Raw genomic sequence first — 12,850 nt, 5'->3', positions numbered from 1 at the left:
TGAATTAATTAGGAAGTGCAAGGGTTGCTTTAAAGATGTGGGCCTGCGACTTTAATAAAACAGCCGGAATAATAATTCCGGCTGTTTTAGTTTATTTTAATGAGTTGTTTACCTCTCTAAAAACTTCAGTAAATATTTTTATGGTATTTTCTGAAATATTATCATGATCATGTGTTGCAAAGGCTGCAGCTACCGCATAGTGGTTATATCCGCCAGATGGTCTGATTTTGATGCTATTAACTGCCAGATATTTTTCAATACGTTGAACAATGCGGTCTCCTGCGGGAAGATCTTTATATTCAATTTTTGAACCGCTCAACTCTTTTTTATAAACATCACAAAAAATATTTAAATAAAATTCGGGGTCTAGCAGATCTTCTACATCTGTAGGAATACTGTCCTTCCCTATCATATTTAGGTCACGGAACTGAGAGAAATTGAACACCGACTTCTTTTTCAATAGTTTCTGCTGGATCAGCGATTCTAGTTTTTGATCGGGTTTCCCGTTGTAATCATGCAATATAGTAATATTAAGACCGTTCGCGCCTAAAAGCGAGACGAACGTGGCGACGTTACTTAATCCGCCTACCGGGACGATGGTGGCATTACTAATGAGACCTGAATGCCCCTTGGACTCAACTATTTTTGACATAACTTGTAGTATTGAAAGTTCTGATATCCCTTCGACGAGTAAGTTATATTTTGTGACAAATAGGTTCTGGGCCAAGTTCCATCCCAAAGCTGCTTGTAAAGGGAAGATCGTGCGTGGGTCAGAGCCAGATAAATTGTCTGAAATAGTCGTACCTTTTTTTATTTTATCTTCTACTACTCTAACTTGGTGAAGTCTATTTGAGTGCACCATAAACGGTGAATGTGTGGTATATACAACTTGGTGATCTTTTGAAAGATTATCAATATAGTTAAGAAAGTCTGTTTGAGCCAGCGCGTGTAATGCCAGAGCTGGCTCATCTAGTAACAGAATTAGTTGTTTTTGGGAGTTCCGCCCGTTTGGATCAATTTGATGTTGAACGCTGTCAAACCATACTAAAAAGCTGAAAAACCAAATAAAGCCTCGGCTTCTTTGATCAAATGGAGTGGATACTCCACGATGACGCCTGTTTTTAATACGTAGATAAATATTCGGCCCATTGTTGAAAGGAGATGCATCAGAAGAATCTGGACGAATATCTATTTCAACTTCCAAGTCTTCATTTTGTTTCCAAAATTCGAGAACTTGATCGGTTAAACTTATTGAAACCGCTTCAATTTGAGATTTCAACTCTTCATAGGAAGTATTATTATCAAAATCTTCAAGATCAACTCCTGCCATGCGAAGCAACGCAATAACAGCCTTATGCTTGGGCTCAATTTGCTTGTGTGCATTAACAGGATCTGCAGCAGCAGCAGCCACTCGCTGTTTTAAATCAGCAAGGTTGAGCTTGCCCGGTAATATATCGTAGTCGCTGAAATATAAAAATTTAGGTATGTAGGTCTTAAAAAGACTATACGCATCGTATGAACATATTTGGTCCCAGCCTGAAGCTGTATCTGCAGCAGCTACTCTATTCTTCAAAGAATCAATTATGGATTTATCTGAATCGTTATCCGTTGCTATATCAAGTAATTTTTTTAACGCAGTCCTAATTCCATTTGAAGTATTAAGGATTTCCTTTGCTGCATCACTCAAGTTCGAATTATTGGCAAGTTTTTTTAATGCGAGCTTATCACTAACGTCTATATTAACTATCGTTTTGTTATCATAATTCCTTATTAATTTGAATGTAAATCCTGCTGCTATCTCCGTATTTAAGGCAGCATTAACTTTGTTAATTTCTTCGTCAGTTGGTGCGTAAGTTAGTGTGACGGCACTATCGGGATCGTCTGCATGACGACGCTTGTAGGCAGTGAGATCTTTTCTGGGATAATCATCGGTGACATTAAATACTTCCTTACCTAGAGCATCATTTGACTTATGTAACGCTTTTAAGAAAACTGTTTTACCAGCTTCATTCATACCGACAATTACAGTAACATCCGAATCGATTGAAACTTCTTGAGGTTCATTAATAGAGCGAAAGGGTCCTACATTTACGCTTACAAGCTTCATAGCTTTATTTCCTTCATAATAATAAAAACAATTTGATATCCAAAAATTGAATGGCAATTGTCTTTTCTGATGATGGATAAGTAGATTACGTTAATTTATCCATGTAGTGCCTGTGAGGCCACGTCGGTCCACTTAATGTTACATGGTAAGATGCTGAACGTCTTCTTTTCGTTGTGAGTTCAATTGGTCGATGCAACGCTATCCTTAAACAAGGAGGGCGTTACCATGAAACAAAGATCCCGTATTTACTACACGCCAGAACAGAAAGCGATTATCTGGGACAGGTATAAGCAAGGTGATTCTTTGCATGAAATCGCCAGAATGTTCGACAGATATCACTCTTCTATTATGCCCACGATTTACCAAACGGGTGGGTACCGTCCTCCAATTCGAAAACGGCACCGGTTATCTCTTTCGCTTGATGAAAGAGAGGAGATATCCAGAGGGCTGGTAGCCAAACACAGTATCAGGGAAATAGCTGATAAATTATCAAGAGCCCCCTCGACTATTAGCCGCGAGATACAGAGGCATGGAGGCGCAAATCAATACCGTGCAGCAAAAGCTGATAAGGAAGCGTGGAACAGTACCCTCAGGCCTAAACCTTGTAAGCTAATTGAATGCCCCGCATTGTGTAAAATCATTGCGGAAAAAATGCATCAGGGCTGGGCACCAGAACAAATCGCCGGTTGGTTGAAACGCTGTTATCCCGATAATCAGGAAATGCATGTGTCACATGAAACGATTTATAAAACGCTTTTTATACAAACCCGGGGAGCATTAAAAAAAGAACTACAACAGTGCCTCAGAAGCGGAAGAACAGTGCGTAAATCCAGAACAACATCGCTTAAAGGGAAAGGATTAGGGTCAATTCCGGGCGCGATACCCATCAGCGAAAGGCCACCTGAAGCCGCAGACAGAGCCATACCGGGTCACTGGGAAGGTGACCTGATCCAGGGCTCGAAAAACTCTTATATCGTCACACTGGTAGAACGCCATTCCCGCTTTGTTATGCTGGCAAAAATCAGTGATAACAAAACCTCCACAGTAATATCAGCACTTATCAGACAAGCCCAAAGTTTACCTGCAGAACTGTATAAAACATTAACCTGGGACCGGGGTGCTGAAATGACCAACCACATCATGTTTACCGTAGCCACTGATATGCAGGTCTATTTTTGTGATCCTCAATCCCCCTGGCAGCGTGGTTCAAATGAAAATACGAACAGATTGCTCAGAGAGTATTTTCCAAAAGGGACAGACCTTTCAGTTCACAGCCAGCAAAGATTAAATAGTGTTGCCAGGCAACTTAACGAGAGGCCGAGAAAAACACTAGACTTTGAGTCACCCGCAGAGCGATTTAACCAGTGTGTTGCATCCATTAGTTGAACTCACAGCTCATAGCTGACTGTAAGATGTAGTAATGGTGTCGAATGCCGCGCCAGCGACATCCGACACAACCACCGTTTTACCAAACCTTTTCGGCAAGTTCCGTCACCAGGCGGACTTTGTCCCACTGCTGCTCTGGCGTCAGGCTGTTGCCCTCTTCTGTTGACGCAAAACCACACTGCGGGCTCAGGCAAATTTGGTTGATATCGACATATTTTGCCGCTTCGTTAATTCTGTCCTGAATCTGCTGTGGGTTTTCCAGTTCGCCATTCTTCGTGGTGATTAACCCCAGAACGACCTGTTGATGACCCGGGCGCACAAAGCGCAGCGGCGCAAAATCACCCGAGCGGTCGTTGTCGTATTCGAGGAAGAATGCATCGACGTTAACCGTGCCGAACAGCACTTCGGCGACCGGCTCGTAACCGCCTTCAGAAATCCACGTTGAGCGGAAATTACCGCGGCAAACATGCAGGCCGATAACCAAATCGTCCGGTTTCCCTGCCAGCGCTTTATTCAGTACCTGCGCATAAATCTGTGCCAGCTGGTCCGGGTCATCACCACGCTCACGGATCTCATTACGCTGCGCGTCGGAGCATAAATACGCCCACACGGTGTCATCAAGTTGCAGATAGCGGCAACCGGCGGCATAAAACGCCTGAATCGCATCACGCCAGGTGGTGGCGAGGTCGTCGAAATAATCGTTTAAATCAGGGTAAACCGTGCTGTCGATTGCGTTACGGCCACCACGGAAATGCAGCACGCTCGGGCTTGGGATCGTCATTTTCGGCACGGCATCGCCACTGATGCTTTTCAGGTAGCGGAAATCTTCCAGCATCGGGTGCGAACCAAACCCCAGTTTGCCCACCACACGCACGCTGTGCGCTTTGGTCTGCACGCCGTTGAACTGAATGCCCTGCTCTGACTCATAACGCTCAACGCCTTGCAGCCCGTCAAAAAAGTCAAAGTGCCACCAGGCGCGGCGAAACTCGCCATCGGTAACCACATGCAGGCCACAGGCGCATTGCTGCTCGACCGAAGCGCGAATGGCGTCGTCTTCAACTTTGCGTAACTGGCTGGCGTCAATCTCCCCGGCGGCAAACGCAAGGCGCGCGTTTTTGATGGTGGCTGGACGTAAAAAACTCCCGACGATGTCGGCACGGAATGGAGCGCGATGTGATGTGGATTGTGGCATGTGTTTTCTCCGCTGCCCGACTAACTAATTTAGCAAGGTGATAATTCATTATTTGAATATTTAGCCATCTGGACGGCTATATTGTGTAATTGAGAATGGCAGATGCCGCACATGAGAACAAACGAAGATCTTTCATGGTTGTTGAAAATAATTCATGTTGTTAAAGCGATGTGAATTGTAAGTTGATCTGCGTCACAGTTTGCCGTTAAATGTGACGTCCTGTTTTTGAGCCTCCTCATTATGATTGTTCGCCCGCAGCAACACTGGTTTATCCGCTTATTCGTCTGGCACGGTTCAGTTTTACAAAAAATCTACTCACGCCTGCTGTTGAATGTTGCACTCTCGATAAGCGTTATCTTCTTTCTTCCCTGGTATGAAACGCTCGGCCTGAAACTCACCATTGCGCCCTTTAGTATTCTTGGCGTGGCGATTGCGATTTTTTTGGGGTTCAGAAATAGCGTCTGTTATGCCCGCTTTAACGAGGCTCGCACGTTGTGGGGGCAACTGGCGATTACTCAGCGTTCGTTTTTACGCGAGACAAAAAGTCTGCTGGGCGACAATAAAGACCAGATTGAAACGTTCATGAATTTGCAGGTCGCGTTTTGCCATGCCTTGCGGCTGACGCTGCGTAAACGCCCGGTAGAAGAAACGCTCAAGAAATACCTGTCACATGATGATTTACAGTGGGTGGTCAAAAGCCACGCGCCGTGCAACCGCATCTTGTTGCTGATGGGCGATTGGTTAGCCGATAAGCGCAAACAGGGCCTGATTTCTGACGTGGTGTGGAGCAGTCTGAATCACCATCTTAACGATCTGTCGGCCGTTGCCGGAGGCTGTGAGCGCATTGCCAGCACGCCATTACCATTCGCCTACACGCTGATTTTGCACCGCACAGTTTACCTGTTTTGCATCATGCTGCCGTTTGCCCTGGTGACTGACCTGCATTACATGACGCCGTTCTTATCGGTATTTGTCTCGTATACGTTTATTTCGCTCGATACGCTGGCAGAAGAGCTGGAAGAGCCGTTTGGCACTGAAGACAATGACCTGCCGCTGGATGCCATCTGCACTATTATTGAGCGCGATTTACACGATATGGATGGGAGTGAAGAGTTGCCTGAGAAATTGCGCCCGAACCGCCATTATCGGCTGAGCTAGGCGCACTATTTATTCATGCATACCCTAAATAATTCAAGTTGCAGGTAGGCGGCAAGGGAACAAATCCCCAGGAGCTTACTTGAGTAAGTGACTGGGGTTTGCGAGTGCAGCCAACACCCCTGCAGCTTGAAGTATGACGGGTAAAGCGGCTTAGAAGATTGGGCCGACAAAATCACGCTTACCCAATGGCACACCCGCCTGACGCAAGATGTCGTAGGCGGTGGTGAAATGGAAATAGAAGTTCGGCGTCGCAAATTTGTAGACGTAGTTGCGGGCGGTGAAACGCAGTTCGTGCTCGCGAGCCATCACCACGATTGGGCGCTCATCGTCGCCGTCCAGTTGCGCATCGGTAATGCCTTTCATGAACTCAGCCGTGGCGTTGATACGCGCCTGAAGCTGAGCAATCGTCGTTTCGTTATCTTCCATGACCGGTGCATCAACACCTGCCAGGCGAGCAATGGCACGTTTCGCCATATCGGTGGTGATTTGCACCTGGCGCACCAGCGGATACATATCTTCCGCCAGTGATGCAGTCAGCAGGCTCTCTTCTGTTTTACCGTTCTCTTTCGCCCAGGCCGCGGCTTTATCCAGGATCGCAGACAAATTGTTTAAACCGAGGATGAACTGCGCATTGGTTTCGCTATAAATCGACATTGTTACTTCCCATATTAATCACAAAAGTGTGGGCAAGATTACACTCACTTAACGCCTTGCGGATAGCGAATTTACGGCTCAGGCAAAGCTAAACCCTTCGTCTGCCCAACCGGTAATACCACCAATCATAATTTTTACCGGGCGGCCCAGGCGCGACAGCTTAAGTGCGGCACGATCCGCACCGTTGCAATGCGGCCCGGCGCAGTACACCACAAACAATGTGTCCGCTGGCCATTGCGCCATGCGCTCCGCCGACATTTCGCGATGCCGTAAATGCAACGCGCCTGGAATATGGCGGCGGGCAAATGCCTCCGGGGAGCCGACAACATGCAGCAGGACAAAATCCATATCTTCGTCTTTTATCGCGCTATGAACGTCATCGCAGTCTGTCTCAAGACACAGGCGCTGGAGAAAATGAGCGGCGGCGATTTCTGGGGCGGCGGCCGGATAATCAGTGACATAACTCATCGAAGTGCTCCTCATGTTGGTGAGTTATTACTATAGAGTGCTAAGCGTGACTTGACGTTTGGCAGAAATGACAGATAACGTGAAGATCATGACAATCGTTCGGGATACACCTTTGCAAAACCCTCTTGTTGTGGTGCTGGCGTATGACGGCCTGTGTACCTTCGAATTTGGCGTGGCTGTGGAAGTGTTTGGTCTGCCACGCACGGAAATGGGCGATAACTGGTATCGATTTGCGGTAGCGGGTATTGAGCCCGGTCATCTGCGCGCAACCGGTGGGATCCGTCTGGCGGTTGATGGCGGGCTTGATCTGCTGGCACGAGCCGGCACCATAATTGTGCCTGGCTGGCGTGGCGCTGATGAAGCCGTTCCGCCCAAGCTTTGCGAAGCATTACGCACCGCGCATTCACGTGGCGCGCGGATAATGTCGATTTGTTCCGGTGTCTTTGTGCTGGCAGCCAGCGGATTGTTGAACGGTTTGCAGGCTTCTACCCACTGGCGTTATACCGAAATACTGCAACAACGTTACCCTGAAATTCAGGTCATGCCGGATGTCCTTTATATCGATAACGGTTCGGTACTGACTTCTGCGGGGAGTGCCGCGGGGATCGATTTGAGTTTGCACTTAGTCCGGCGTGATTATGGCCAGGCGGCGGCAAATAGCGTGGCCCGCAGGCTGGTTGTACCGCCCCATCGCGTGGGAGGCCAGGCGCAGTTTATCGAACAACCCGTTCCGGTTGCTTATGAAAGCAAACGCCTCAGCCCACTGTTCGATTATTTGCAAACCCATCTGGCCTGCGAACACTCGGTAGCGTCGCTCGCTGCGTTTACGGGTATGAGCCCACGCACTTTCTTACGGCGATTTTCTGCGGCAACGGGTACGACTCCGGCACGCTGGCTGCTGAACATGCGCCTGACGCGCTGCCGTGATTTACTGGAAGGCAGCACGTTGTCCGTTGATGAAATTGCCGAGCGTGTTGGCTTTGGTAGTGCAGCCACTTTGCGCCATCATTTTCGCACCAGGCTATCCACTACCCCCGCCGCCTACCGCAAGACATTTACGTCAGGTAACGAAAAATTGATTACCTCACACGAAACAACGTGATAGAGATAACGGCATTATTTAAAAGTCAGCAGATGAAAGTATCTGGAGAAGATATGCGTAAATTGAAAGTAATTGTTTTTTCTGCGGCCCTGATGGCCGGTTCTTTACCAATGGCGATGACTGCGCAGGCAGCAGATGCGCCTGTTGCCGCACCGGCTCCAGCCGCTGCACAGCCAACCTCTTCGTTTGAAATTCAAGAATTTCATGCCGATTACAAGCCATTTAAAATTGGCGACATCGTGCCAGATTTGTACCGCACGAAGCCTTACCAGATAGACGCCTGGCAAATCAGACACCTGCCAGCTCCAGAAGCAGGAAGCCACTGGACATATATGGGCGGGAACTACGTGTTGATTACCGACGCAGAAGGGAAGATTTTGCGTGCCATGAAAGGCGAGATTTTTTACGGGCACTAATAGTCTGGCGAATAGACAGAACAAACCCCGGTTTTAACGCCGGGGTTTGCTTTTCAAACAGGCGCTAATTACGCGCTGCGCATGGCTTTAATCTTCGAGTAACCGTACTCAAAAATCATATCCGTGGTGCACATAAAGACAATCACATCACCCGACCCGCACTCTTCCAGCGTTTCGTTTAATTCAGTATCGAAATCTTTGGACAGCTGCGGCATCAGCATCTGCATATCACCTGGATAATCTTCATCTTCGTCTGCTGGCATGTCTTCAATTTTTGAACCACGCACAACATAAACCAACAGATCTTTGTCGTTGAAGACGATCGGCGCACGCAGGTACTTGCCCGTAGGATGCTTAGCCATTTTGTTACCCTTTTCCGTAAACTCTGAAATTTCGCGCTATCCTCGCAAAAGATGGCGCGAAAAGACAGCCTCATGGTAATGACAAGTGGGCGTTTCACACTAAGATGATGAGAACGTAAACCTGCAATGAGGCTGTTATGAACCAAAAATTGCCTGCCCAGTGCCACTGTGGCGCCGTGGCTTTTACTGTCGAACTCACCGACGGTTTCAATACCATTCGCCGCTGTAATTGTTCGTTTTGCCGTATGCGCGGTGCGGTTGCCGTTTCTGCCCCGCTCTCCGGAATTGAGGTAACGAAAGGCAAAGATAAGCTGACCGAATACCGTTTTAACACCGGCTCGGCGGTGCATTTTTTCTGTTCGGTATGCGGAATTTATACCTTCCACCAGCGCCGGTCTAACCCTGAGCAATATGGCGTGAATGTCGCCTGCATTGAAGGTGTCTCACCTTTCGACTTCCCGAACGTCACGGTGATGGATGGTGTAAACCACCCGAAAGATGGCGGCGGTGGCGTGGCCGGGCATCTGACTTATACGCCTGAATAAGCGATAAGATTTGTTGGCGGGTAAGGCCGTACTTACCCGCCCTGCGAAAATCACTTTTCCCCTAACCGCCAAATTTTCTCGGCGTAGCGCCCAACCAGCGCCAGCGAGATGGCCAGCAGCAGGAAGAAAATCACTTTATTGGTGCCGTCCCAGAACATCTCAAAATAACGGGTGTAGAGGTTAATTCCGAGGAACGTCAGTCCGAAGCCGCGCAGCATACCATCGTCTGTTTTCAGGCTTATCCAGATACACGCCCCTGCCGCCAGAGCAAAAAGTAGCGACCAGTGCAGCAGTTCAATCTGGCGCACGCTTTGCCAGATATCAAAATCGTAATTACCAAAGATCGACAAAATCCACAAAGCAATAAACAGATACAGAAGCCCCATCGCTTTGCTGACCGCAAATACGTTACGTTGCTGCAAAGGTTTTTTAAGTAAGTAACACGCGGCGAGTAACACTCCGCCAAATAAAACAAAGCGAATGGGGTAATTCATACCGAGCCAGTAAGCGCCCCAACCGGAGGCATAACCTGTCGATGTGCCGAAGTAGCTCCCCAACGCCAGCAGGCAAAATATCCAGATAAGACCCGAGCGGCCCAGATAACCAATAACGCCATAAATCACACAGCCGAACAACAATAGCGGTGCTGCATTTCCACTGCCATTATCCAGCGCCATGCCGAGCTGCCATAAAAATAGCGCGGTGAATAAGACGCCCAGGAACAGAATAGCTTCATTGCTGTAGCGTTTATCAGGCGTCTGTTTCTGGCGATAAAACCCCCAGAAATAAAAAGCTAACGAGATCAGCAGAAGAATAATTGCGCGCGTGACGTAGCCAAAATTAAACAGTAACTCCATCAAGTATTCATCGGCCACCAGACTGCCAATCGCGATAATGGCGCAGGCCAGCGCGACCCAGAAGGCATAGCGGCTCATCCTCTGCCAGTCAAACAGCTGAACCGAGAGGTTTTGTTGCAACCGCTGCTGTTCTGCCGCATCAATCACCCCTTCCTGTCGCCAGCCTTCAAGTGTGCGTTGGACGATTTTTTCCTGTTTGCGTGTCACTTTCATAACGGTTTTCCTTACCTGATGTCAGCCACTACGTTACATTCATTTGTCATATTCTAAACCATGCACAAATTCTTAATTCATCACTACGCCTGATAACATTAAGCCTGAGGAGAAATCGATGCAGGACTGGAACCCCGCACTTTATTTGCAGTTTGAAGCTGAACGCACGCGCCCGGCAGCTGAGTTAGCCGCCCGTATCCAACACCCTGGTGCACAGCATATTTCAGATTTGGGATGTGGCCCCGGAAACAGCACGGCGTTATTACGCCAGGCTTTTGCAAGGGCGACCGTTACGGGCGTCGATAATTCCCCGGCGATGCTCGAAAAAGCGCGTGCTGCGCTACCGAATTGCCAGTTTGAGCAGGCGGACGTCGCGCAGTGGCAGCCCGCAGTCAAACAGGATGTGATCTACGCAAATGCGTCGTTGCAGTGGTTGAGTGATCACCCGGCTCTGTTCCCGCACCTTGCAGCGCAGCTGGCCGAAAATGGCGTGTTAGCGGTACAAATGCCGGATAACTGGCAAGAGCCAACACACACGCTGATGCGCCAGGTGGCGGCTGAATTAGGAAATGCCGATTCCGGCCGTGAAGCGTTACTGCCCGCACAGCATTATTACGACTTACTCGCGCAGGCAGGTTGCAGCGTGGATATCTGGCGCACCACCTATTTCCACGTCATGCCGTCAGCGAAAGCCATTATTGAATGGTTAAGCTCAACCGGCTTACGGCCTTATCTCGCGGGGCTCGATAGCATTCAGCAACAAGCATTTCTGGAGCGTTACCACCATTTGTTGCAACAAGCCTATCCGCCGCGACACGATGGCAATGTGCTGATGCTGTTCCCACGCCTGTTTATTGTGGCGCGAAAAACTAAAGCGTAGTCCCCAACTGGCGCAGCGTTTGCACATCCTGCAAAGGTGCGGCGCCCTCCTGCCGGATGTGCAAAATCACCCGGCAATATATTGCCTAACCATATGTATTAAAAAATAAAATCCACGCCACCTATAGCACGATTGACCTAAAGCATTTACCTCAAAAAAGGCTTATTAATTGGAGTTGTTCAACGTTCAATAATAAGGAGGTTTAAAATGGCAATACCCGTTTATCTTTGGCTAACGGATGATGCTGGGAACATGGTGAAGGGGTCTGTTGAAGTCAAGGGGCGTGAGGGCAGTATTGAAGTTGTTGAACTCATGCACGCGGTCGAATTACCTACCGATGACCTGACAGGAAAGATTACTGCCAAGCGTGTACATGGCGACTACGCAATTATTAAGGAAACGGATAGCGCATCTCCATATCTCTACAAAGGCGTGACCACGGGTAAATGCTATCAAAAAGCAGAACTGAAATTTTATCGCATCAATAACAATGGTCAAGAGGAAGAATATTTCCGCACAACGCTTGAAAACGTTCGTGTTAACGAAATTGAGCCGTTCATGCTTGATATTAAAAACCCAATGTTTGAGAAGCATAATCATCAGGAAGCACTTTACCTGAGCTACGAAAAAATCACCTGGCACTATATTGATGGGAACATCATTCACTCTGACTCCTGGAACGAAAGGAAGAACGCATAATGACATGGATATATAAAGTTAACGATAATGCTTTCTATTTGAACGGGACATTCAAGTTTAATGCTATGTACTCAGGAAGGCCGGGTTATAAAAACAATACGGCACATGAATGCGTTGAAGGAAAGGGGCCGCTACCGCGAGGAACATATCATATAAGTGAACCCTTCTATCACCACAAAACAAAAGCCTGGACCATGCGCCTGACGCCCAACTCATCAAACAACATGTGTGGAAGAGGTGGGTTTCTTATTCATGGCGAAAGCTCAGTTCATCGCGGTGAAGCGTCAGACGGATGTATCGTGGCAACGCTTAGTGAGCGTAAAGATATTGCCGCCAGTGGCGACCATACTCTGATAGTGGAATAACTTCGATGAAGAAAGCATTCGTATTTTTACTCGGATTCCCGATGCTGGCACAAGCATCTGATTATAATTGTGCTGCGGTGGGTAGCATGATGGAAGACGCATTGTTTACCGCCATAACTCGTGACCTAAAAATCGAGGCAAACAGTATTCAGCGTAATAACACGAAGATTGAACACCTCGGCATTTATCCGGTCGGTAAACCATACGCCAAACAGTTGGGTCATGTTGATTTTCAGGCTGACAAAAATCAGTCAGGTAAAACCTTTTTTCCAGAAGATGAATATGTCATGACTAATTTTGAAAATGGCGCTCGAACCATAACGGCAAAATACACCTACATGAACAAAAGTGGGAGGCGTGATGTTTTTATTGCAACAAGTGTTATGAATGCAGATGAGTGCTCAGTGCGCTTTAACGGATATTTGACGCTATCACGGGAATTCTAA

At 47.8% G+C, this 12,850-nt stretch carries 15 protein-coding genes; 9 read left to right on the top strand and 6 right to left on the bottom strand.

All coding sequences use genetic code 11. From position 1 onward, the window contains the following. Positions 1-91: 91 nt before the first annotated feature. Positions 92-2,107, bottom strand: coding sequence for an AAA family ATPase (locus tag M975_RS07020; protein WP_064558196.1), 2,016 nt, complete (start codon positions 2,105-2,107; stop codon positions 92-94). A gap of 225 nt (positions 2,108-2,332) precedes the next feature. On the opposite strand from M975_RS07020, the gene M975_RS07015 reads away from it, so the two are divergent. Next, positions 2,333-3,493 carry an IS30 family transposase gene (locus M975_RS07015; protein ID WP_064558193.1) on the top strand — a complete coding sequence of 387 codons (1,161 nt, stop codon included), beginning with the start codon at positions 2,333-2,335 and terminating at the stop codon, positions 3,491-3,493. A 79-nt stretch (positions 3,494-3,572) separates the two neighbouring features. Here M975_RS07015 and M975_RS07010 read toward each other — a convergent pair whose 3' ends face one another. Beyond that, positions 3,573-4,685, bottom strand: a complete 1,113-nt coding sequence (locus tag M975_RS07010; protein WP_064558190.1) for a cobalamin-independent methionine synthase II family protein — start codon at positions 4,683-4,685, stop codon at positions 3,573-3,575. Between the two features lie 240 nt (positions 4,686-4,925). On the opposite strand from M975_RS07010, the gene M975_RS07005 reads away from it, so the two are divergent. Further along, positions 4,926-5,843, top strand: coding sequence for a bestrophin family protein (locus tag M975_RS07005; protein ID WP_064558187.1), 918 nt, complete (start codon positions 4,926-4,928; stop codon positions 5,841-5,843). Positions 5,844-5,993: 150 nt separating this feature from the next. Here the strand turns inward: M975_RS07005 and M975_RS07000 are convergent, their stop codons facing one another. Further along, the gene (locus M975_RS07000; protein WP_064558185.1) at positions 5,994-6,497 is read right to left on the bottom strand and encodes a DUF1993 domain-containing protein; all 504 of its coding nucleotides are present in this window, start codon (positions 6,495-6,497) and stop codon (positions 5,994-5,996) included. 78 nt (positions 6,498-6,575) lie between these two features. Beyond that, complete coding sequence (locus M975_RS06995; protein WP_064558182.1) at positions 6,576-6,965, bottom strand: rhodanese-like domain-containing protein; 390 nt, start codon at positions 6,963-6,965, stop codon at positions 6,576-6,578. Positions 6,966-7,032: 67 nt separating this feature from the next. Between M975_RS06995 and ftrA the strand changes: the two genes are divergently transcribed. Continuing rightward, positions 7,033-8,067 (top strand): transcriptional regulator FtrA, encoded by a 1,035-nt coding sequence (gene ftrA, locus M975_RS06990; RefSeq protein ID WP_209438124.1) that lies wholly within the window; start codon positions 7,033-7,035, stop codon positions 8,065-8,067. 53 nt (positions 8,068-8,120) lie between these two features. Continuing rightward, complete coding sequence (locus M975_RS06985) at positions 8,121-8,483, top strand: RcnB family protein (protein WP_064558176.1); 363 nt, start codon at positions 8,121-8,123, stop codon at positions 8,481-8,483. A gap of 68 nt (positions 8,484-8,551) precedes the next feature. Here the strand turns inward: M975_RS06985 and M975_RS06980 are convergent, their stop codons facing one another. Further along, positions 8,552-8,845 (bottom strand): hypothetical protein, encoded by a 294-nt coding sequence (locus M975_RS06980; protein ID WP_064558173.1) that lies wholly within the window; start codon positions 8,843-8,845, stop codon positions 8,552-8,554. Between the two features lie 137 nt (positions 8,846-8,982). Between M975_RS06980 and M975_RS06975 the strand changes: the two genes are divergently transcribed. Continuing rightward, the gene (locus M975_RS06975) at positions 8,983-9,390 is read left to right on the top strand and encodes a GFA family protein (protein ID WP_064558170.1); all 408 of its coding nucleotides are present in this window, start codon (positions 8,983-8,985) and stop codon (positions 9,388-9,390) included. A 50-nt stretch (positions 9,391-9,440) separates the two neighbouring features. Here the strand turns inward: M975_RS06975 and M975_RS06970 are convergent, their stop codons facing one another. After that, on the bottom strand, positions 9,441-10,460 hold the full coding sequence (locus M975_RS06970) for a DUF2157 domain-containing protein (protein ID WP_064558167.1): 1,020 nt from the start codon (positions 10,458-10,460) through the stop codon (positions 9,441-9,443). Between the two features lie 118 nt (positions 10,461-10,578). On the opposite strand from M975_RS06970, the gene tam reads away from it, so the two are divergent. The 4 genes from tam to M975_RS06950 all read left to right on the top strand — a co-directional run bounded on the left by tam (position 10,579) and on the right by M975_RS06950 (position 12,850). Continuing rightward, entirely contained in the window at positions 10,579-11,340 is a 762-nt protein-coding gene (tam, locus tag M975_RS06965; protein ID WP_064558164.1) for a trans-aconitate 2-methyltransferase, read from the top strand. A gap of 207 nt (positions 11,341-11,547) precedes the next feature. Beyond that, positions 11,548-12,039 carry a type VI secretion system tube protein TssD gene (gene tssD, locus M975_RS06960; RefSeq protein WP_064558161.1) on the top strand — a complete coding sequence of 164 codons (492 nt, stop codon included), beginning with the start codon at positions 11,548-11,550 and terminating at the stop codon, positions 12,037-12,039. Continuing rightward, on the top strand, positions 12,039-12,404 hold the full coding sequence (locus tag M975_RS06955; protein ID WP_064558158.1) for a tlde1 domain-containing protein: 366 nt from the start codon (positions 12,039-12,041) through the stop codon (positions 12,402-12,404). Before tssD ends, M975_RS06955 begins: the two co-directional genes overlap by 1 nt. 5 nt (positions 12,405-12,409) lie before the next feature. Continuing rightward, a complete protein-coding gene (locus tag M975_RS06950; protein ID WP_064558155.1) occupies positions 12,410-12,850 on the top strand; it encodes a hypothetical protein in 441 nt (146 codons plus the stop codon).

The organism is Buttiauxella brennerae ATCC 51605 (assembly GCF_001654925.1).
GTDB classification, from domain to species: domain Bacteria; phylum Pseudomonadota; class Gammaproteobacteria; order Enterobacterales; family Enterobacteriaceae; genus Buttiauxella; species Buttiauxella brennerae.
Note: the sequence above shows the minus strand (reverse complement) of the source record. Positions and strands in the feature narration are given on the sequence as shown.

What these genes read in the sequence shown, in the direction of transcription:
- M975_RS06980 (WP_064558173.1), bottom strand. Translation starts at nt 8,845, where the DNA reads ATGGCTAAGCATCCTACGGGCAAGTACCTGCGTGCGCCGATCGTCTTC.
- M975_RS06955 (WP_064558158.1), top strand. Translation starts at nt 12,039, where the DNA reads ATGACATGGATATATAAAGTTAACGATAATGCTTTCTATTTGAACGGG.
- M975_RS07015 (WP_064558193.1), top strand. Translation starts at nt 2,333, where the DNA reads ATGAAACAAAGATCCCGTATTTACTACACGCCAGAACAGAAAGCGATT.
- M975_RS07005 (WP_064558187.1), top strand. Translation starts at nt 4,926, where the DNA reads ATGATTGTTCGCCCGCAGCAACACTGGTTTATCCGCTTATTCGTCTGG.
- M975_RS06950 (WP_064558155.1), top strand. Translation starts at nt 12,410, where the DNA reads ATGAAGAAAGCATTCGTATTTTTACTCGGATTCCCGATGCTGGCACAA.
- ftrA (WP_209438124.1), top strand. Translation starts at nt 7,033, where the DNA reads ATGACAGATAACGTGAAGATCATGACAATCGTTCGGGATACACCTTTG.
- M975_RS07020 (WP_064558196.1), bottom strand. Translation starts at nt 2,107, where the DNA reads ATGAAGCTTGTAAGCGTAAATGTAGGACCCTTTCGCTCTATTAATGAA.
- tssD (WP_064558161.1), top strand. Translation starts at nt 11,548, where the DNA reads ATGGCAATACCCGTTTATCTTTGGCTAACGGATGATGCTGGGAACATG.
- M975_RS06970 (WP_064558167.1), bottom strand. Translation starts at nt 10,460, where the DNA reads ATGAAAGTGACACGCAAACAGGAAAAAATCGTCCAACGCACACTTGAA.
- M975_RS06975 (WP_064558170.1), top strand. Translation starts at nt 8,983, where the DNA reads ATGAACCAAAAATTGCCTGCCCAGTGCCACTGTGGCGCCGTGGCTTTT.
- M975_RS07010 (WP_064558190.1), bottom strand. Translation starts at nt 4,685, where the DNA reads ATGCCACAATCCACATCACATCGCGCTCCATTCCGTGCCGACATCGTC.
- M975_RS06985 (WP_064558176.1), top strand. Translation starts at nt 8,121, where the DNA reads ATGCGTAAATTGAAAGTAATTGTTTTTTCTGCGGCCCTGATGGCCGGT.
- M975_RS06995 (WP_064558182.1), bottom strand. Translation starts at nt 6,965, where the DNA reads ATGAGTTATGTCACTGATTATCCGGCCGCCGCCCCAGAAATCGCCGCC.
- tam (WP_064558164.1), top strand. Translation starts at nt 10,579, where the DNA reads ATGCAGGACTGGAACCCCGCACTTTATTTGCAGTTTGAAGCTGAACGC.
- M975_RS07000 (WP_064558185.1), bottom strand. Translation starts at nt 6,497, where the DNA reads ATGTCGATTTATAGCGAAACCAATGCGCAGTTCATCCTCGGTTTAAAC.